Raw genomic sequence first — 19,147 nt, forward strand, 5'->3', positions numbered from 1 at the left:
GGAGACAGAAGGGGACAAGAGGAGACGAGAGGAGAGGAGAGGAGAGGAGAGGAGAGGAGACGAGAGGAGAGGAGAGGAGAGGAGAGGAGACGAGAGGAGAGGAGAGGAGAGGAGAGGAGAGGAGAGGAGACGGCGGGGGGCGAGGACGGGCGGGATGTGTAGTCGGAGTGACGGGACGGCGAGGAGATGGGACGGCGAGGAGATGCGACGGCGAGGAGATGCGACGGCGAGGAGATGCGACGGCGAGGAGGCGAGTGGGCGAAGAAGCGAATGGGTGGGGAGGGCGGGGGTCGTGGCGGGGTGGACAGTAGGGTGGGGGTGACCCCCGCGACCGATGCAGGCCGGGGGTAGTCGTGTTGCCCCGGGCTGGGGTGATCATGTTGCGTGGGGCTGTGGATGAGTCTTTCCGGACTGCTTGACCTTGTTGCCGCCGATCCCAAGTTGACCGCCGCTCTCGAAGAGGGTGGCGATGTCGCGCTGGTCGCGCCCGCGGCCATGCGCCCGTTCGGGGTGGCCGCGCTGGTCGGCCGTGACCAGCGGACGGTGCTGGCCGTCACCGCGACCGGGCGTGAGGCCGAGGATCTGGCGTCGGCGCTCACGAGCCTGATCGAGCCCAGCACCGTCGCCGTCTTCCCCGCCTGGGAGACTTTGCCGCACGAACGGCTGTCGCCGCGCAGCGACACCGTCGGCCAGCGGCTGGCGGTGCTCAGGCGGCTGGCGCATCCGGTGAGCGGTGACGTCTCGGCCGGGCCGCTCAGTGTGATCGTGGCGCCGGTGCGCGCCCTTTTGCAGCCCATCGTCAAGGGGCTCGGCGATCTGGAGCCGATCCGGCTGCGGGCGGGTGACGACGCCGATCTCGACGACGTGGTCGGCCGGCTGGTCACCAACGGCTACCACCGCGTGGACATGGTGGAGCGGCGTGGTGAGGTGGCGGTGCGTGGCGGGTTGCTGGACGTGTTCCCGCCTACGGAGGAGCATCCGCTGCGGCTGGAGTTCTGGGGCGACACGGTCGAGGAGATCCGCTGGTTCAAGGTGGCCGACCAGCGCTCGCTGGAGGCGGCGGAGGACGGGTTGTTCGCGCCGCCGTGCCGGGAGCTGCTGCTGACGCCCGAGGTGCGTGAGCGGGCCAGGGCGCTGGGGGAGGAGCATCCTTCGCTGGCGGAGGTGCTCGACCAGCTGGCCGAGGGTCTGCCGGTGGAGGGGATGGAGGCGTTCGCGCCGGTGCTGGCGGGGGAGATGGACCTGCTGGTCGATCATCTTCCGGCGCGGTCGGCGGTGTTCGTGTGTGATCCGGAGCGGATTCGCGGCCGGGCCGAGGAGCTCGTACGGACCTCTCAGGAGTTTCTCGAGGCGTCGTGGATCAACGCGGCGGCCGGTGGCGAGGCGCCCATCGATCTCGGCGCCGCCGCCTTCAGGACGCTTGACGACGTGCGCGGGCACGCCGACGCGCTGGGGCAGCAGTGGTGGACGCTGGCGCCGTTCGGATCCGGGGTGGAGCTGGACGCGCACGACTCCGAGGCTTATCGGGGCGACACCGCGCGGGCGCTGGCCGACATCAAGGGCTGGCTGGCGGAGGACAAGGCGGTCGTGCTGCTCAGCGAGGGCATGGGCTCGGCCGAGCGCATGGTCGAGCTGCTCAAGGGCGTGGACGTTCCCGCCCGTCTGCAGAAATATCTGGACAAGGCGCCGGAGCCCAAGGTCGTCCACGTCACCACCGGCCTCATCGAGCACGGCTTCGTCACCAAGGACCTCGCCGTCCTCACCCACCTCGACCTCGTCGGGCAGAAGGCCTCCACCAAGGACATGCGCCGCCTGCCCAGCCGCCGGCGCAACATGGTCGACCCCCTCCAGCTCAAGGTCGGCGACCACGTGGTGCACGAGCAGCACGGCGTCGGCCGCTACATCGAGATGGTCCAGCGCACGGTCCAGGGCGCGACCAGGGAGTACCTGGTCATCGAGTACGCCAAGGGCGACCGCCTCTACGTGCCCACCGACCAGCTCGACGAGGTCACCAGGTACGTTGGCGGCGAGGCCCCCACGCTCAACCGCATGGGCGGCGCCGACTGGAACAAGGCCAAGGCCAAGGCCAAGAAGGCCGTCAAGGAGATCGCCGGCGAGCTGATCAGGCTCTACAGCGCCCGCATGGCCAGTCCGGGCTACGCCTTCGCCGCCGACTCGCCGTGGCAGCGCGAGATGGAGGACGCCTTCCCGTACGCCGAGACCGGCGACCAGCTGGAGGCCATCGACGAGGTCAAGCGCGACATGGAGCGCGGCGTCCCCATGGACCGCCTCATCTGCGGCGACGTCGGCTACGGCAAGACCGAGATCGCGGTGCGCGCGGCCTTCAAGGCGGTGCAGGACGGCAAGCAGGTCGCGGTGCTGGTGCCCACGACGCTGCTGGTGCAGCAGCACATGTCGACGTTCACCGAGCGGTTCTCCAGCTTCCCCGTCTCGCTCAAGCCGGTCTCCCGCTTCCAGACCGACGGTGAGGTCAAGGGCACGCTGGAAGGGTTGCGCTCGGGCGCGGTGGACATCGTCATCGGCACCCACCGCCTGCTCAGCCCCGAGGTGCGCTTCAAGGACCTCGGCCTGATCATCATCGACGAGGAGCAGCGTTTCGGCGTCGAGCACAAAGAGGCCATGAAGCACCTGCGCACGCAGGTGGACGTGCTGGCGATGTCGGCCACGCCGATTCCGCGCACGCTGGAGATGGGACTGACCGGCATCCGTGAGATGTCCACGATCCTCACCCCGCCGGAGGAACGGCACCCGATCCTCACCTTCGTCGGCCCCTACGACGAGAAGCAGCTCACCGCCGCGATCCGCCGCGAGCTCATGCGCGACGGCCAGATCTTCTTCGTGCACAACCGGGTGGCCTCCATCAACCGGGTGGCCGCGCGCGTCAAGGAGCTCGTGCCCGAGGCGCGCGTCGCGGTCGCGCACGGCCAGATGAACGAGCACCAGCTCGAGAAGATCATGGTGGGTTTCTGGGAGCGCGAGTACGACGTGCTCGTGTGCACCACGATCGTCGAGTCCGGGCTCGACGTGCCCAACGCCAACACGCTCATCGTCGACCGGGCCGACAACTACGGCCTGTCCCAGCTCCACCAGCTACGCGGACGCGTGGGCCGGGGCCGCGAGCGCGGCTACGCCTACTTCCTGTATCCGCCGGAGAAGCCGCTCACCGAGACCGCGCACGAGCGCCTGGCCACGATCGCCCAGCACACCGAGATGGGCGCCGGCATGTATGTGGCGATGAAGGACCTGGAGATCCGCGGCGCCGGCAACGTGCTGGGGGCCGAGCAGTCGGGGTTCATCGCCGGGGTGGGCTTCGATCTCTATGTCCGGCTGATGGCGGAAGCCGTACAGGAGCAGAAGGCGAAGCTGTCGGGGCAGCAGGTCGTGGAGGAGCATCACGACGTGAAGGTCGAGCTGCCGATCAACGCGCACATCCCGCACGACTACGTCACCTCGGAGCGGCTGCGGCTGGAGGCCTACAAGCGGATCGCCGCGATCGCCTCCGACCTCGGCATCGACGAGGTGCGCGCCGAGCTCACCGACCGGTACGGCAAGCCGCCCGTGCAGGTCGAGAACCTCCTGGCGGTGGCACGCTTCCGGCTCAGGGCCCGCCAGGCGGGGCTCACGGACGTGACGCTGCAGGCGCAGAACATCAAGTTCGGCCCGGTCGTGCTGAAGGAGTCGCAGCAGGTACGCCTGGACCGGCTGTACAAGAGCGCCATCTACAAGCAGGCGGCGGAGACGCTCCTGGTGCCGATGCCGAAGACCAAGCCGGTGGGCGGGCAGCCACTTCGCGACCTGGACCTGCTCAAATGGTGCGGGGATCTGGTCGAGGCGATGTTCCTGGAGCCCGCACGGGTAAGCTAGCGCCGGTTTTTGTCGGAAAGGATGCACGTGAAGTCGATTCGAGTGGCCGTGGCCGCCGCCGCGGTGGGTGTCGCGCTGACCGCCTGCTCCAGCCCGGTCGAGGCGGGCGCCGCCGCCGTCGTCGGTGGGGAGCGCATCGCGGCGAAGGACCTCAACTCCGAGGTCCAGCAGTATGAGAAGGCGCTGACCGCGGCGCGGCTGGACGCGAGCGCGCTCCAGGTGCCGCTCAACCAGTTCGTACTGTTCCGGATGACGAACGAGGTGGTCTACCGCCAACTCGCGCAGAGGTACAAGGTCCAGGTCAGCGAGGCGGAGATCGACACCGCGCTGAAGGACCCGGGCCAGCAGCAGACTCCGGCGATGAACCTGCTGTCGAAGGGCGTGCCCCCGGGCGACGCCCGCGACTTCCTGCGCGGCGAGCTGTCGATCCAGAAGATCCTCCAGCAGCTCGGCGGCGCCCAGAACCAGCAGGCGATCGAGAAGCTCCGCTCGGAGTTCACCACCGTCAAGGTCACCTACAGCCCGCGTTACGGCCAGCTGAACACGCAGCCGACGCAGGAGAACCCGTCGATGTTCGTCGACACGGGCCGCTTCGGCAAGCTCACGCCCACCCAGCAGCCCCAGCAGCAGCAACAGCAGCCGCAGGGCTGAGCATGCCGCTCATCGTCGTCACCACCTCGCCCAGGGTCGCCCCCGGCCTGCTCAGCCACCAGGCGTGGCAGGCGCTGCGCGCGGGCGAGGTGCTGACCGCCTCGGCCGACCACCCGCAGCTGCCCTACCTCGCCGAGGCGGGCGTCGAGGTCACGGTCGGCCCGCAGAATCCGGCCGAGCTGGTACGGCGGGCCGTCGGCGCCACCCTCGTCTGGCTGGCCATGGACGACGAGGACTTCCTGCGCGCGGCCGGGCACGCCGCCCTGGCGCTGGACGAGCCGCCGGTGATCGAGATCGTGCCCGGCTCCTACGACCTGCCGGGCGCCCGGATACTCGACCTGGTCGGCGTGATGGATCGGTTGCGGGTGGAATGCCCCTGGGATCGCAAGCAGACGCACGAGACGCTGGTGCCGTATCTGCTGGAGGAGGCGTACGAGGTCCTGGAGACGATCGAGCACGGCGACTATCCGGCGCTGCGCGAGGAGCTCGGGGACCTGCTGCTGCAGGTGGTCTTCCACGCGCGGGTGGCCGAGTCGTTCGACGTCGACGACGTCGCGGAGGGCATCGTCGACAAGCTGGTCAGGCGGCACCCGCACGTGTTCGGCAGCGTCAGGGCGGAGACCGCCGACGAGGTGAACGACAACTGGGAGGCCATCAAGGCCGCCGAGCGGGCCGAGAAGGGCACCGAGTCGATCCTGGACGGCGTGCCGATGGGCCAGCCGTCGCTGTCGCTGGCCGCCCAGCTCGTCCGGCGGGCCGAGCGGTCCGGCGCCCCCGAGGCGCTGGCGCAGGCGGTGGGCCAGGGGGTGGCCCGCGAGTTGTTCGACCTGGTGCGCCGGGCCCAGGACGCCGGCCTCGACCCGGAGGCGGAGCTGCGCGCGGCGGCCCGCGACTACCGCGAGCGCGTGCGCAACTGGGAAACGCGCACCACCTGAGCGACCGAACCTGCACCCGAATAAGGCTGCGCCCGATCCGAATAAACCCGAGTGGCGGGATATGTCGGGAGATGTCAGGATCGTTCGGGGTTACGGGGGGAGTTGCGAATGGCTGAGGTGCGCCGCCTGAGATCGGGCGAACCTCGTGAAGTGGCGGGATACCGCCTGATCGGCGTGCTCGGCGACGGCGGGCAGGGCTCGGTGTACCTGGGGGAGGACGCCGAGCGGGGCCAGGTCGCGGTGAAGGTGCTGCACGCCCGATTGGTCAACGACCGCCGGGCCGTACGCCGCTTCCTGGCCGAGGCGCAGACCGCGGAGAAGGTCGCCGGCCATGGCACGGCCCGGATCATCGAGGCCGGGGTCCTGGACGACCGGCCGTACCTGATCAGCGAGTTCGTGGACGGCCCGTCGCTCCAGCAGTACGTGGCCCAGAACGGGCCGATGAGCGGCGCGGCGCTCACCAGGCTGGCCACCGCCACCGCGCGGTCACTGGCCGCCATCCACGAGGCGCAGATCGTGCACCGCGACTTCAAGCCGAACAACGTGCTCATGGGCCCCGACGGGCCGCGGGTGATCGACTTCGGCGTCGCGCGTACCCCCGAGTCGGCCACGACCGCCACCAGCTCCGTCGTCGGCACGCCCGGCTACATGGCGCCCGAGCAGATCTCCGGCGAGAGCGTGACGCCGGCCTCGGACATGTTCGCCTGGGCCTCCACCATGGCCTACGCCGCCACCGGCACGTCGTTGTTCGGCGGCGACTCGATCCCGGCGGTCATGCACCGCATTCTCAACGCCTCTCCCGACCTGTCCGGCATCGAGGAGCCGCTGCGCTCGGTGCTCACCTCGTGCCTGGAGAAGGTCCCCGCCCACCGGCCCGGCGCGGCCGAGGTGCTCAAGACCCTGACCAGGCGTACGGAGGAGACCAGGCCAGCGGTACGGCGGGTCAGGCGGCGCAGGCGGCGGATGGCGGTGGCGGGCCTGGCGCTCGTGGTGATGTTCGGCGGCGCGATCGGGCTGACGATGCGCAGCGGCGGGGTGACCGCGGGCGACGGCGGAGCGGGCTCCTCGGCCGACGACGGCCCGCGCATGACGGCGTTCGGCGACTTCGAGAACCGGATCTCCAAGATCGCGCTCGGCTCCCTCGGCGACGGGAGCCTGGTGGCCGCGGCCAACGAGAGCACCAAGCGCATCGAGCTGTGGGAACCCGACAGCGGCGCGATCATCAACTCCGTCCCGATGGGCGCCGGGGACATCGGCTCGCTGGCCTTCACCAAGGTCGGCACCAGGCAGTCCATCGTGTGGTCGGCGGCCGACGGCGCGGTCCGCGTGTGGCAGCCCGGACGGGGCAACGCCGTCGAGACGATCAAGGCGTGCCGGGGCGGCGGCCGGGCGGCGATGTCCGTCCTGCCCTCGCAGAAAGGCGCCTCCGCGTACGTGAGCTGCGCCGACGGCCGCATGCAGGCCTGGGACCTGGCCAGCGGCAAGCAGGCGAGCCTGTGGCGGCTGGGCCAGTCGGTCCACGACGTGGCCTGGGCGGGCGCAGGCACGAACGTGTTCGCGGTCATGAGCAAGGGAATCCTGCAGCGCATCGACCCGTGGAGCGGCACCGAGGTCAAGCCCAGGGCGGTCGTCGAGTCGGGGTCGCCCGCCTCCGGCGTCGAGGCGGCCGACGGGCTGGTCGCGGTCCGCGTCGAGGGGGTCGGCGTGAAGATCTACGACCAGGAGGGGCAGCGGCAGCGGTGCACCGTGAAGATCCCCTCCAAGGGGGTTTCCCCGGACAGGCCCATCGACGACTTCGCGCTGACCAAGGGCGCGCTGGTCACCGGCATCGACGGGCTGAGCGTCTGGAATCCGCGCACCTGCAAGCGGGTCAGGGATCTGCCCGCGTCGAGCGGGCGCGCCACCGCCCTGGCGATCGGTCAGTTCAACGGCAGGAAGTCCGTCGTGGTGGCCAAACCTGACGAGGAGATGGCGGTTTGGGAGCTTGCGGGGTGGTAGCCGTACCGGCTGGTAGACCTCGGTAGGCTCTGGGAGCGAACTGCCCTTCGACTCTAGGAGCTTTGACGTGGCTACCATCGAGGTCGTCTACGCCCGCGAGATCCTCGACTCTCGTGGTAACCCCACCGTTGAGGTCGAGGTCGTGCTCGACGACGGCAGCACCGGCCGCGCGGCGGTGCCCAGCGGCGCGTCCACCGGCCAGTTCGAGGCCGTCGAGCTGCGTGACGGCGGCGAGCGCTACCTCGGCAAGGGCGTCGAGAAGGCCGTGCTCGCGGTCACCGACGAGATCTTCGACGAGGTGCACGGCGTCGAGGCCGAGGACCAGCGGATCATCGACCAGATCATGATCGACCTGGACGGCACGCCCAACAAGTCCAAGCTGGGCGCCAACGCCATCCTGGGCGTCTCGCTGGCCGTGGCCAAGGCCGCCGCCGACAGCGCCGAGCTGCCGCTCTTCCGTTACGTGGGCGGCCCCAACGCGCACGTGCTGCCCGTCCCGATGATGAACATCCTCAACGGCGGCGCCCACGCCGACACCAACGTGGACATCCAGGAGTTCATGATCGCCCCGATCGGCGCGTCGAGCTTCAAAGAGGCCGTGCGCATGGGCACCGAGGTCTACCACGCGCTCAAGGGCGTGCTGAAGGAGAAGGGCTACGCCACCGGCCTGGGCGACGAGGGCGGCTTCGCCCCCAACCTGCCCTCCAACCGCGACGCGCTCGACCTCATCCTGGTCGCCATCGAGAAGGCCGGCTACACGCCCGGCGAGGACATCGGGCTCGCGCTCGACGTGGCCGCCTCCGAGTTCCACAAGGACGGCGTCTACACCATCGACGGCAAGGGCCTGTCGGCCACCGAGCTGATCGCCTTCTACGAGGACCTGGTCGCCAGCTACCCGCTGGTCTCCATCGAGGACCCGCTGAACGAGGAGGACTGGGAGGGCTGGAAGGCCATCACCACCGCCCTCGGCGACAAGGTGCAGCTCGTCGGCGACGACCTGTTCGTGACCAACCCCGAGCGCCTGGAGCGCGGCATCCGCGAGGGCTCCGCCAACGCGCTGCTGGTCAAGGTCAACCAGATCGGCACCCTGTCCGAGACCCTCGACGCGGTCGACCTGGCCCACCGCAACGGCTACAAGTGCATGATGAGCCACCGCTCCGGCGAGACCGAGGACACCACCATCGCCGACCTCGCCGTCGCCGTGAACTGCGGCCAGATCAAGACCGGCGCGCCCGCCCGCTCCGACCGGGTCGCCAAGTACAACCAGCTGCTGCGCATCGAGGAGCTCCTCGACGACGCCGCCCGTTACGCGGGTCGCGCGGCGTTCCCGCGCTTCCAGCGCTAGTTTCGGGTACGGCCGGCGTCCACGGCGACGCCGGCCGTACCAGCACAGCCCGGGAGGGACGCATTGGCGAAGAGACCGCAGCTGACCGGACGGGCCGCCATCCTCGCGGTGGTGGTGTGCGCGATCGCGATGAGCCTGGCCTATCCGGTGCGCGAGTACATCGCGAACCGGCGCAACATCGCCGAGCTCGAAGAACAGAAGGCCCGGGTCGAGGCCGAGCGGCAGGCGCTGGCCGAGGAGTCCAGGCGGATCAGCGACCCCAACTGGGCCAAGCGCACCGCCAAGGAGCGGCTGCACTACTGCGGCCCCGGCGAGAAGTGCTACGTGGTGACGCGGCCGGACGCGAGCCCGCAGAAGGTGGCGGCGCAGGAGCAGGCGGAGATGCCGCCGTGGTACCAGACGTTGTGGGAGTCCATCGAGGCCGCCGACACCGGCAAGGGGCAGAAGGCGCCTACCGGGGAGAAGACCGTTAGGGATCAGACTGTTAGGGATCAGACCGTTAAGGATCAGAGTGGAAAGTAGCGACATCGAGGCGGTCACCCGGCAGCTCGGCCGCCCGCCGAGGGGCGTGCGCTCGGTGGCGCACCGCTGTCCCTGCGGCAACCCCGACGTGGTGGAGACCGCGCCGCGGCTGCCCGACGGCACGCCGTTCCCCACGCTCTACTACCTGACCTGCCCCAAGGCGACCTCCGCCATCGGCACGCTCGAAGGCTCCGGCCTGATGCGCGAGATGCAGGCGAGGCTGGCGGAGGACCCCGAACTGGCCGCCGCCTACCAGGCCGCCCACGAGGACTACATCGCCCGGCGGGACAAGGCCGCCGAGGACGAGGACATGGAGCCGCTGCCGCGCGACATGCAGAGCACGGGCGGGATGCCGCTGCGGGTCAAGTGCCTGCACGCGCTGGTCGCGCACGAGCTGGCGGTGCCGGGCGGCAACCCGTTCGGCGAAGAGGCGCTCGGCGCGCTCGGCGAGTGGTGGAAGGACGGCCCGTGCGTATGAGCACGCGGGTGGCCGCCGTCGACTGCGGCACCAACTCGGTGCGCCTGCTGATCGCCGACGTGGCCGGAGACTCGCTGCGCGACCTCGAACGGCTGATGGAGATCGTCCGCCTGGGCGAGGACGTCGACCGGACCGGCCGGCTGGCGCCGCGGGCGCTGCGGCGCACGTTCGCCGCCATGCGCCGCTACCGCGAGCTGATCGACCACCACGCCGCCGAGGAGACGCGGGTGGTGGCCACGAGCGCCACGCGGGACGCGGCCAATCGGCAGGAGTTCGCCGAGGGCGTGCGCGAGATCTTCGGCGTCGATCCCGAGGTGGTCACCGGGGACGAGGAGGCCGCGCTCTCCTTCACCGGCGCGACCAGGGGCCTGGCCAGGCTCTCGCCGGAGGCGGGGGCGCGCCCGCCGTACCTGGTGCTGGACATCGGGGGCGGCTCGACGGAGTTCGTGGTGGGTGATGACCGGGTCGAGGGGGCGATCTCGGTCGACGTCGGCAGCGTACGGCTGACCGAGCGTTACATCAGGAACGATCCGCCGACGGCCGCCGAACTCGAATCCGTGGTGGCCGATATCGAGGCGGCGCTGGATCGGGTGACGGAATCTGTACCGGTTCAGAAGGCGCGGACTTTGGTCGGCCTCGCGGGTTCCGTGACGACGCTCGCCGGTATGGCCCTCGACCTGCCGACATATGATTCGGATAAAATTCACCACTCCCGGATTTCCGCCGGAGAGGTTCACGAAGTAACCCGCAGACTTCTTTCGATGACGCATGGTGATCGTCTTGCGGTGCCGGTGATGCACCCCGGCAGGGCCGACGTCATCGGGGCCGGCGCGCTGATACTGGACCGTGTCCTGAGGCGGTTCGCATTTTCGCAGGTCATCGTCTCGGAGCACGACATCCTCGACGGAATTGCGTGGTCGGTCGCCCGATAAGGTCGCGAAATCGGTACGTTACCGGGCTTGATTCGTATTGTGACTGCAATCTGATCTGTGCTTAAGTAAGGAAGCTTTACGGGGGCTTTGCCATATTGTCGTGCACAGATAGTGGCGACGTGGCGACCGTTCCCGAGCGCATCTAGTTCCTCACGGAATGGAGCACTCTCAGATGAAGTCCACTGTGTTGGCGCGGAGGGTGGCGGCGCTCGGCGCCACCACCGCCGTGCTGGCCGCCATGGTGTCGGGTCTTATGGCCACCCCGGCATCCGCGGCCTCGACCGCCTCGGCGAGCAAGGCCACCGCGGCCGGCGCCAAGGTGACCTCCTCCAAGGCCAAGGTGTCGGTTTCGACGCCGAAGGCCAACCCTCGTTCCTACGAGGGCGCCTGTCCTGTTCAGGTCGATGTCACGTCCCGTATCAAGGTCTCCTCGTCCAAGGCCACCAAGGTCTCGTACCGGTGGCTGCACGGCGACGGCTCCAAGAGCGGCGTGAAGACCGTCAAGGTCGGCAAGGGCACCAAGTACATCAACGTCAAGACGAGCATCGACTTCGACGAGGATGTCCGGGGCTGGGAAGCCCTCCAGGTCCTGAGCCCGCGGAAGGTGACGTCCCGCAAGGGTTACTTCGACGTCAACTGCCACAAGGGCCCGGTCCGCACTGACAAGGACCCGCAGGTCTGGGCGCGCGCTTGGGCGAGCCCCGACAGCTACGTGGGTTCCTGCACCCCTGGCGACAAGATCGACTTTGTTGGCCTGATCAGGGTTTCCGACCCGACCTGGGTCCGTTACCGCTGGGTCCTCAACGGTCACGTCGTCGACTACGGCAAGATCAAGGTCTGGGACGCCCGCAAGGTCTACTTCGGCTTCTCGCCGAAGTACAGCCACCGCGGCTCCGCCGTTCTGGAGATTCTCGGCCCGGACAGCACGTCCTCCAACCGCGCCTACTACAAGGTGTGGTGCAAGGACGAGGCCCCGGCCGTGAAGGTCTCGGCCTCGAACGTGTCCGCGGTCACCAACCAGACCGCCTGCAGGGTCGACGCTTCCGGCACCGTCAGCTCCACCGGCCGTGCCCGCGTCGAGTACTCGTGGTCGGTCAACGGCAGCACCGTTCACCGTGGCACCGCCTACTTCGGCTACCACGGCGGTTCTGAGCGGGTCTCGTTGCCGGACCACGCCCTGACGGGCGCCGCGCGCGACGGTGGCGTCATCACGTTGTCGGTCTCCGGGCCGAACAACAGCGACTCCTCCGCCGACCGCTACGTGGGCTGCTTGTCGACCCCCGCGCCGACGCCGACGCCCACGGACAGCAAGGCCCCTGAGGCTCCGAAGCTCTGACGCTGAGCGAGAACCAGGATTGATCTGAGGCCGGGCGGCGCCCACCGTGGCGCCGTCCGGTTTCTTGTTGCCACTATTACGCATTGCACAGTAGTGTGCATCGCGTGGATAACAGCCAGCTCCTCAAGGGCGTGCTGGACCTGGCGGTGCTCGCCGTGCTCGGCGAGCGCGACGGGTATGGCTACGACGTCGTGCGCAGGCTCAGGGACGCCGGGCTCGACGAGGTCGGCGACGCCTCCGTGTACGGCACGCTGCGCCGCCTGTTCAAGGCCGGCGCGCTCAACTCCTACGTGGTCGCCTCGGACGAGGGCCCGCACCGCAAGTACTACGGGCTGAACGAGGTCGGCCGCGACATGTACGCGGCGCAGGCCAAGACCTGGACCACCTTCTCCGCCACGATGGCGAACCTGCTCACGGAGGGGAGCGCACGATGACCCCGGCCCAGTACGCGCAAGCCGTACGCGAGGCTCTGGCCGATCACCCCGATCGGGACGAGCTCCTCGAAGACCTCGACGACCACCTCGCGGAGATCGCGGAGGAGTCGGAGCTGCCGCTCGAAGAGCGGCTCGGGCCGCCCGGGGCCTACGCGGAGGAGCTCGTGGCCGCCTACGGGGGCCGCCCACAGAGCCCGCGCGAGCGCCGCAGGTTCGCCATCGCGCTGGAGTGGCTGCGCCGCCAGTCGGCCTACCGGGAGGTCGCCGCCTTCATGCCGCAACTGCGGCCGGGCTGGTGGGTCCTGCGCGGCTACGCGGCCGCCATGGGCGCGGTCTCGGTGATCGGGCCCGTACGGCTCGTGCCGGGCAACCCGGTGGACCTCCTGCTGGTGATCGGGGCGATCCTCGGCTCCATCTGGTACGGCAGGCACGCCTCCGGCCGGGTCCTGCGCGGCTTCACCATCGCGGCCAACGCCCTGGTCGCCATCGTGATACTCGGCGGCCTGGCGACCGCGTCGTCCTGGAGCGCCCGGGACCAGCAAGTGGCCTACATGATGAACACGCCGATGGACATGGAGCCCGCCGCCTTCGGCGACACCGTCTACAACATCAAGCCCTACGCCAAGGACGGCACCCCGCTGTCCGACGTCCTGCTCTACGACCAGGACGGCCAGCCGATCACCACCAGCCCGGACCGCTTCGGCTACCGCGTGGACCGCAGCTGCGGCGAGCCGGTGCTCAACCGCTTCCCGCTGCCGCTGGTCGAGGAGGACCCGGACGTCCCGTTCGACGAGCAGGGCGGCCAGGCCTCGGCGCCGCCGACGACGCGCGCGTGCGCGGCCTTCAGGACTCCCGAGCCGAGCGCGGCCCTCAGCACGCCCGAGCCGGGCGTGAGCGCGTCGGAGGCGCCGCGTCCTTCGGGGAAGCCGTCGGAGCCCGCCAAGGGCAGGCCGAGCCCGTCAGAGCCGCCCACGAGCACGCCCAGCCCCTCCAGAAGCCGCTGAGGGACCGCCCGATCGCCGTGATCGGGCACCATCGGTGTCATGAGCTTCGTACCTCCTGGCACCGGCTGGCCCGGCGACCCGGCCACCGCCGAGACGCCGGTCGCCCGCGATCCCGCGGACGTGCGCCGCCTCGCCGCCACCAGCAGCACCCTCACGGAGCTCGCCGCCAGGCAGTCGGTCTGCCGCGCGTGCCCCCGTCTGGTGGCCTGGCGGGAGGAAGTCGCCGAGGTGCGGCGGCGCGCGTTCGCGACCGAGACGTACTGGGGGCGCCCGATCGCCGGGTGGGGCGCGTCCGAGCCGCGCGTGCTGCTGGTGGGGCTGGCGCCGGCGGCCCACGGGGGCAACAGGACGGGGCGCATCTTCACGGGGGATCGCAGCGGCGACTGGTTGTTCGCCTCGCTGTATCGGGTGGGGCTGGCCGTACAGGAGAGCAGCACGCACGCGGGCGACGGGCAGGAGCTCATCGGCGCGCGGATGATGGCGGCGGTGCGCTGCGCCCCGCCGGAGAACAAGCCGGCGACCGGGGAGCGGGACGCCTGTTTCCCCTGGCTGGCCCGTGAGATGGCGCTGTGCGCGCCGAGCGTGCGGGTGGTGGTGGCGCTGGGGGGATTCGCCTGGCAGGCGATGTGGCCGGCGTTGCGCGAGGCCGGATACGTGCTGCCGCGCCCGCGGCCGGCGTTCGGGCACGGCGTCGAGGTGAAGGTCTCATATGGCGAGACGCCGGTCACGCTGCTCGGGACTTATCACCCCAGCCAGCAGAACACTTTCACCGGCAGGGTCACCGCGGGAATGCTGGACGACGTCTTCGCCAGGGCCCGCGAACTGTCGGTGTGACGCGTGCCATGTCCAGGGGATTGGCGTTTTCCGGAGCCTCCGGCGTAAGCTTGTGAATGCTTTCACAAGCATTCCACGAGGGATGGGGCTTCAAGATGAACAAGCACATCTTGATTGTCGGCGGCGGATACGTCGGCCTGTACACAGCGCTTCGGCTGCAGCGCAAGTTCCGCAGGGAGCTGCGCGACGGCAGCGTGCGCGTCTCGATCATCGACCCCAACTCCTACATGACCTACCAGCCGTTCCTCCCCGAGGCCGCCGCGGGCAACCTCTCGCCCCGTCACGTGGTCGCCCCGCTGCGGCGGGTGCTGCCCAAGGTGCGCATACTCAACGGTCGGGTCACCAAGGTCGACCACGGCGAGCGCACCGTCACCTTCCAGCCTCCGGAGGGCGCGCCCCGCGAGATCGCCTACGACGTCATCGTCATGGCCGCGGGCTCGATCTCGCGCACGCTCCCGATCCCCGGCCTGACCGACATCGGCATCGGCTTCAAGACCGTCGGCGAGGCCATCGCGCTGCGCAACCGCGTCCTGCACCTGCTCGACGTGGCCGAGTCGAGCGAGGACCCCGAGGTACGCCGCCGCGCGCTCACCTTCGTCGTGGTCGGCGCCGGCTTCGCCGGGGTGGAGGCCCTGGCCGAGCTGGAGGACATGGCCAAGCACTCGACCCGCTACTACCGCAACATCAAGGCCGCCGACATCCGCTGGGTGCTCGTCGAGGCGACCGGCCGGGTGCTGCCCGAGGTCGGCCCCGAGATGGGCAAGTGGACGCTGGAGCAGCTGCGCGAGCGCGGCATCGAGGTGAAGCTGGAGACCCGCCTGGAGTCCTGCGAGGACGGCCACGTGGTGCTCTCGGACGGCACCGAGTTCGACGCGGAGACGCTCGTGTGGACGGCCGGCGTCAAGCCCAGCCCGATCGTGGCCGAAGGCGGGCTCCCGGTGGACGAGCGCGGCCGGATCAAGACCACCACGATGCTCACGGTCGCCGGCGTCCGTGACGCCTTCGCCGCCGGTGACTCCGCCGGCGTGCCCGACGTGACCAACCCGGGCGAGTACTGCGCGCCCAACGCCCAGCACGCGGTCCGCCAGGCCAAGGTCCTGGCCGACAACATCGTCCGCAGCCTGCGCGGCCAGAAACTGGTCGAATACCGCCACAAGTACGTCGGATCGGTCGCCGGACTCGGCCTTCACCAGGGTGTCGCCAACGTCTATGGGGTCAAGCTTCGCGGATTCCCTGCATGGTTCATGCACCGCACCTACCATCTGTCCCGGGTGCCCACGCTGAACCGCAAGGTCCGCGTCGTCGTCGACTGGACTCTCGCGCTCTTCTTCAAGCGCGAGACGATCTCGCTGGGCGAGATGGAGCACCCGCGTGACGGGTTCAGGGCCGCGGTGGCGACCATGCGCCGCTAAGGCGTGATCGAGAAGGAGATCCTGGGTTGGGGCTCTCAGCGGTGACCGTGCTCGGCGTCGACAGGCCCGGCGTGATCGCGGCGGTGTCAGGGGCGCTCGCCGAGTGCGGAGCGAACATCCAGGACTCCACGATGACCCTGCTGGGCGGTCACGTGGCGATGATGCTGCTCGTCTCGGGCGAGCTCGACACCAGGGAACTGACCCGTCACCTGTCGCAGCCCGAGCTGGTGGTGACGGTCTCGGCGGTCGAGGCCAGACGCGACTTCGGCTGCCCCGGCACCGGCATCGGCTACGTCCTGACCGTCCACGGCCCCGACCGGCCGGGCATCATCTCGGCCGTCAGCGCCGTGCTCGCCTCGGTCGGCGGCAACATCACCGGCATGAGCACCCGCCTCACGGGCCGCCTCTACGTCCTCATCGCCGACGTCGACCTGCCCGCCGAGGTGGACGTGGCCGGGCTCATGCGCCGCCTGGCCGCCGTGGGCTCCGGGCTCGACTCGGAGATCACCTTCCGTCCCATGGAACCGGATCTGCTGTGAAGACGGGGATTCCAGCGCCGCCCACCCACCACTGGAGGCCACAGTGCCGGTCCGTGCCGCGTTTCCGACCCGCCGGGGTGTGTGGTGATCGTCGGCGAGGGTGCGGTCAGGGAGATCCTGCGGGCGCCGCACCCGTCCTTGTCGCGTACGGCGGAGCCGGTCGAACCGGCCGATCCCGCCGTGCTGAACGCGGCCGGAGACCTGCTGGCCACGCTCCGTAAGGAGCCTTCCGGCGCCGGCCTGGCCGCCCCGCAGATCGGGCTCTCCTGGCGCATCATCGCCTTCGACGCCCGCCGCCACCCTCGCAGCCGTTCGGCCGCGGGCGAGACCGTACTGGTCAATCCGAGGCTGGCCGAGGCCTCCCGATGGGAGGACGGCCGCGAGGGCTGCGCCTCGATAGCGGGTCTGACCGGCGACGTTTCCCGTGCGACCCGCATCGTCGTCGAGGGCGTCCTGCCGGGTTCGGGGGAGTTCGTCACCATCGAAGCTGATGCCTTCGAAGCCCGCTGTATTCAGCACCAACTGGACCATCTGGACGGTCTGCTGTTCCTGGACAGAGTGCCCGGAGTGCTATCACTTCACCGCAGACCTCACAGTTGTGACGCCTGATACAAAGTTGTGCTCCTCGGAGGCATGGTCCCTTTCGTATGATTGCGGCGCCCCCGTAGCCCAATGGCAGAGGCAAACCCCTTAAAAGGGTTGTAGTGCGGGTTCGAATCCCGCCGGGGGCACCGCCCATTTCTAGCCTCTGACCTGCAAAGACACGTCGGGTGAATTCTCTGTGTAATTAAGAACTCCCATATACGTAAGCGCCGCGCTTCGTCAGCGTCAGCGGGGTGCGTACCCGGGAGGCCCGCTCCTCGGCGTCCGCCGGGCCGACGAAGCGGGTCACGAGGTAGTCGCGCACCGCCGCCCGATCGCCGAGCGTGACCAACGGGGCGTCCCACGACTCGACCTCCACCCGCTCGAAGACCTCGCCCACGAGAGCGGGCGCCTCCTCGGCGTCGAACGTGGTCGCCGCCGGCCGCCAGACCGCCGCCAGTTCCGGGGAGTCGGCGCGGCTGGGGGTGACGGCCACGAACAGCCCGCCCGGCCGCAGCACCCGCCGCGCCTCACGGATGGCGAGGAGCGGGTCGGGGAGGTGGTAGAGCATGTTCACCGCCGTGACGGCGTCAAAGCTTCCATCACGGAACGGCAGCGCCGCCGCCTCGCCCAGGACCCGGGGCGCCGGATGCGCGCGCAGCATGGTCATCGACCCGTCCAGGCCGACGACCTGGGGCGACTCGGCCCGCAGGTTCCCGTCGCCGCAGCCGACGTCCAGCACCCTGGCGAACGGGCGCAGGCGCTCGGCCAGCCGTACATAGAGGGCGCCGGCGGCGGGCGAACGGGAGCCCAGCGCGAACCTACGCGGGTTGACGTCGTAGTCACGCGGAACGCTCACGACCTCCAGTGAACCCGGGAACTCCGCCCGCCCTCCACTCGTTATTGAAATCTCGAAAGCACATAGATCCGAGCGGGAGTTGACCTCTGCGACGCTCGGTCCCTTAGGCTGACCGCACTGGTCGCAGCGTGGAGGCAGCGATGCAAAGCAAGAACCCCGTCTTCAGCAAGTCCCGAAGTACCCAAGGGCAAGGTTGGGCAGGCCCGTCGGCGACGCCGCAGGACCTGCAGGACATGTACAACCAGCCGTCGTACGCTCCGCCGGCCAGCCCCGCATACCGGACGATGACCCTCGATGACGTCGTCATCCGCGGCTTCATCACGCTCGGTGTGCTGGTCGCGGCAGCGGGCGCCGCGTGGATCCTCGAGGTGCCCATCGCGGTGGCGGTGGTCTCGGCGATCATCGCGCTGGTCCTCGGCCTGGTCGCGTCGTTCAAGCAGAGCACCAACCCGGCGCTCATCCTGGGCTACGCGGTCTTCGAGGGTGTGTTCCTGGGCGCGCTCAGCAGCATCTTCGAGCAGCGTTTCCCCGGCATCGTGCTCAACGCCGTGATCGGCACCATGATGGCCTTCCTGGGCGTCCTGGCCGTCTACACGTTGCGCATCGTCCGGGTCACCCCGAAGCTGGTCAGGTTCGTCGTCGCCGCGGCGATCGGCGCGCTCGGCCTGATCCTGGTCAACTGGATCGCCGCGTTCTTCATGCCGGGCGGTCTCGGCCTGCGCACCGACAGCCCGATCGGCATCATCTTCAGCGCCGCGATGATCCTGCTCGGCTGCTTCTTCCTCCTGCTCGACTTCGACTCCATCGAGCAGGGCGTCAAGCAGGGCGCTCCGGAGAAGTTCGCCTGGCAGTGCGTCTTCGGTCTGACGCTGAGCCTCGTCTGGATCTACCTTGAGGTGCTCCGCTTCATGAGCTACTTCAGCGGCGACGACTGATCGGCCTGGTCACAGACGATCATTGAAGGCCCCGCCGTCCGGCGGGGCCTTCTCTGTGTGCGACCGCAAAGTCACAAAACGCTTCCGATTTGGGGGTTGCACTTCACGACCTGGTGTTGCAGTGTCAAGCAAAGGACCCGAATCCGTGGAGGTGCCCATGTCCTTGAACCACTCACCGGAGACGCAAACAAAGCTCATCGCCAGGGTCCCGTCTATAACGGGGCGCGAACTCCCAGAGTGGTTCCAAGCGATCGACAACGGCCCGGCTTTCCTCAGGTGCGACGAGCGGGCCAACTGGCTTGCCGACGAGCACGGGCTGACCCACGGCTACGCCGCCGCGATCGTGTTCGAGCACGAGCGGCACCGCCGTAACCGGATGGGCTTCATCTAGAGAGCCCGAACCCCAACCTTCGCGCCCGTGCCACCGGTACGGGCGCGCGCACGTGTCCACGCGCGATCATGTGTC

General features: G+C 69.4%; 18 protein-coding genes and 1 tRNA gene. 18 read left to right on the plus strand and 1 reads right to left on the minus strand.

The features are described 5' to 3' along the window. Window positions 1–396: 396 nt before the first annotated feature. From mfd to ACFWYW_RS45115, 16 genes are all read left to right on the plus strand, one after another. Window positions 397–3,885 (plus strand): transcription-repair coupling factor, encoded by a 3,489-nt coding sequence (gene mfd, locus ACFWYW_RS45040; RefSeq protein WP_379626481.1) that lies wholly within the window; start codon window positions 397–399, stop codon window positions 3,883–3,885. Between the two features lie 27 nt (window positions 3,886–3,912). Then, the gene (locus ACFWYW_RS45045; RefSeq protein ID WP_379626484.1) at window positions 3,913–4,536 is read left to right on the plus strand and encodes a SurA N-terminal domain-containing protein; all 624 of its coding nucleotides are present in this window, start codon (window positions 3,913–3,915) and stop codon (window positions 4,534–4,536) included. Between the two features lie 2 nt (window positions 4,537–4,538). After that, window positions 4,539–5,471 carry a MazG family protein gene (locus ACFWYW_RS45050; RefSeq protein ID WP_379626486.1) on the plus strand — a complete coding sequence of 311 codons (933 nt, stop codon included), beginning with the start codon at window positions 4,539–4,541 and terminating at the stop codon, window positions 5,469–5,471. Between the two features lie 108 nt (window positions 5,472–5,579). Further along, window positions 5,580–7,469, plus strand: coding sequence for a WD40 repeat domain-containing serine/threonine protein kinase (locus ACFWYW_RS45055; protein WP_379626488.1), 1,890 nt, complete (start codon window positions 5,580–5,582; stop codon window positions 7,467–7,469). 67 nt (window positions 7,470–7,536) lie between these two features. Further along, a complete protein-coding gene (eno, locus tag ACFWYW_RS45060; protein ID WP_379626490.1) occupies window positions 7,537–8,814 on the plus strand; it encodes a phosphopyruvate hydratase in 1,278 nt (425 codons plus the stop codon). 63 nt (window positions 8,815–8,877) lie between these two features. Then, window positions 8,878–9,336: a septum formation initiator family protein gene (locus tag ACFWYW_RS45065; protein WP_379626492.1), complete on the plus strand. Its 459-nt coding sequence runs from the start codon at window positions 8,878–8,880 to the stop codon at window positions 9,334–9,336. After that, a complete protein-coding gene (locus ACFWYW_RS45070; RefSeq protein ID WP_379626494.1) occupies window positions 9,326–9,814 on the plus strand; it encodes a DUF501 domain-containing protein in 489 nt (162 codons plus the stop codon). The genes ACFWYW_RS45065 and ACFWYW_RS45070 overlap by 11 nt, the downstream gene beginning before the upstream one ends. After that, window positions 9,811–10,746, plus strand: coding sequence for an exopolyphosphatase (locus tag ACFWYW_RS45075; protein ID WP_379626498.1), 936 nt, complete (start codon window positions 9,811–9,813; stop codon window positions 10,744–10,746). Before ACFWYW_RS45070 ends, ACFWYW_RS45075 begins: the two co-directional genes overlap by 4 nt. 172 nt (window positions 10,747–10,918) lie before the next feature. Further along, on the plus strand, window positions 10,919–12,082 hold the full coding sequence (locus ACFWYW_RS45080; RefSeq protein ID WP_379626496.1) for a hypothetical protein: 1,164 nt from the start codon (window positions 10,919–10,921) through the stop codon (window positions 12,080–12,082). A 104-nt stretch (window positions 12,083–12,186) separates the two neighbouring features. Next, complete coding sequence (locus tag ACFWYW_RS45085; protein ID WP_379637640.1) at window positions 12,187–12,516, plus strand: PadR family transcriptional regulator; 330 nt, start codon at window positions 12,187–12,189, stop codon at window positions 12,514–12,516. Continuing rightward, window positions 12,513–13,520: a hypothetical protein gene (locus ACFWYW_RS45090; protein ID WP_379610779.1), complete on the plus strand. Its 1,008-nt coding sequence runs from the start codon at window positions 12,513–12,515 to the stop codon at window positions 13,518–13,520. Before ACFWYW_RS45085 ends, ACFWYW_RS45090 begins: the two co-directional genes overlap by 4 nt. Before the next feature lie 39 nt (window positions 13,521–13,559). Beyond that, window positions 13,560–14,354: a uracil-DNA glycosylase gene (locus ACFWYW_RS45095; protein WP_379610778.1), complete on the plus strand. Its 795-nt coding sequence runs from the start codon at window positions 13,560–13,562 to the stop codon at window positions 14,352–14,354. Between the two features lie 95 nt (window positions 14,355–14,449). Continuing rightward, window positions 14,450–15,766, plus strand: a complete 1,317-nt coding sequence (locus ACFWYW_RS45100) for an NAD(P)/FAD-dependent oxidoreductase (protein WP_379610777.1) — start codon at window positions 14,450–14,452, stop codon at window positions 15,764–15,766. 26 nt (window positions 15,767–15,792) lie between these two features. Continuing rightward, the gene (locus tag ACFWYW_RS45105) at window positions 15,793–16,305 is read left to right on the plus strand and encodes a glycine cleavage system protein R (RefSeq protein WP_379610776.1); all 513 of its coding nucleotides are present in this window, start codon (window positions 15,793–15,795) and stop codon (window positions 16,303–16,305) included. A gap of 84 nt (window positions 16,306–16,389) precedes the next feature. Continuing rightward, the gene (locus ACFWYW_RS45110) at window positions 16,390–16,914 is read left to right on the plus strand and encodes a peptide deformylase (protein WP_379610775.1); all 525 of its coding nucleotides are present in this window, start codon (window positions 16,390–16,392) and stop codon (window positions 16,912–16,914) included. A 49-nt stretch (window positions 16,915–16,963) separates the two neighbouring features. Beyond that, window positions 16,964–17,036, plus strand: a tRNA-Leu gene (locus ACFWYW_RS45115). A gap of 56 nt (window positions 17,037–17,092) precedes the next feature. On the opposite strand, the gene ACFWYW_RS45120 is transcribed toward ACFWYW_RS45115, so the two are convergent. After that, window positions 17,093–17,746 (minus strand): class I SAM-dependent methyltransferase, encoded by a 654-nt coding sequence (locus ACFWYW_RS45120; RefSeq protein WP_379610774.1) that lies wholly within the window; start codon window positions 17,744–17,746, stop codon window positions 17,093–17,095. A gap of 140 nt (window positions 17,747–17,886) precedes the next feature. On the opposite strand from ACFWYW_RS45120, the gene ACFWYW_RS45125 reads away from it, so the two are divergent. Together ACFWYW_RS45125 and ACFWYW_RS45130 are read left to right on the plus strand one after the other, a co-directional pair. Next, window positions 17,887–18,681, plus strand: coding sequence for a Bax inhibitor-1/YccA family protein (locus ACFWYW_RS45125; RefSeq protein ID WP_379610773.1), 795 nt, complete (start codon window positions 17,887–17,889; stop codon window positions 18,679–18,681). 157 nt (window positions 18,682–18,838) lie between these two features. After that, window positions 18,839–19,072 (plus strand): DUF4287 domain-containing protein, encoded by a 234-nt coding sequence (locus tag ACFWYW_RS45130; protein ID WP_184967573.1) that lies wholly within the window; start codon window positions 18,839–18,841, stop codon window positions 19,070–19,072. The last annotated feature ends 75 nt before the right edge of the window (window positions 19,073–19,147 follow it).

The sequence above is a fragment of the Nonomuraea sp. NPDC059023 genome (assembly GCF_042740095.1).
Taxonomy (GTDB): domain Bacteria; phylum Actinomycetota; class Actinomycetes; order Streptosporangiales; family Streptosporangiaceae; genus Nonomuraea.

Bases quoted from the DNA above. Each gene is read 5' to 3' on its own strand.
- mfd (WP_379626481.1), top strand. From the start codon at position 397: ATGAGTCTTTCCGGACTGCTTGACCTTGTTGCCGCCGATCCCAAGTTG.
- ACFWYW_RS45050 (WP_379626486.1), top strand. From the start codon at position 4,539: ATGCCGCTCATCGTCGTCACCACCTCGCCCAGGGTCGCCCCCGGCCTG.
- ACFWYW_RS45055 (WP_379626488.1), top strand. From the start codon at position 5,580: ATGGCTGAGGTGCGCCGCCTGAGATCGGGCGAACCTCGTGAAGTGGCG.
- ACFWYW_RS45075 (WP_379626498.1), top strand. From the start codon at position 9,811: ATGAGCACGCGGGTGGCCGCCGTCGACTGCGGCACCAACTCGGTGCGC.
- ACFWYW_RS45080 (WP_379626496.1), top strand. From the start codon at position 10,919: ATGAAGTCCACTGTGTTGGCGCGGAGGGTGGCGGCGCTCGGCGCCACC.
- ACFWYW_RS45090 (WP_379610779.1), top strand. From the start codon at position 12,513: ATGACCCCGGCCCAGTACGCGCAAGCCGTACGCGAGGCTCTGGCCGAT.
- ACFWYW_RS45095 (WP_379610778.1), top strand. From the start codon at position 13,560: ATGAGCTTCGTACCTCCTGGCACCGGCTGGCCCGGCGACCCGGCCACC.
- ACFWYW_RS45100 (WP_379610777.1), top strand. From the start codon at position 14,450: ATGAACAAGCACATCTTGATTGTCGGCGGCGGATACGTCGGCCTGTAC.
- ACFWYW_RS45125 (WP_379610773.1), top strand. From the start codon at position 17,887: ATGCAAAGCAAGAACCCCGTCTTCAGCAAGTCCCGAAGTACCCAAGGG.
- ACFWYW_RS45130 (WP_184967573.1), top strand. From the start codon at position 18,839: ATGTCCTTGAACCACTCACCGGAGACGCAAACAAAGCTCATCGCCAGG.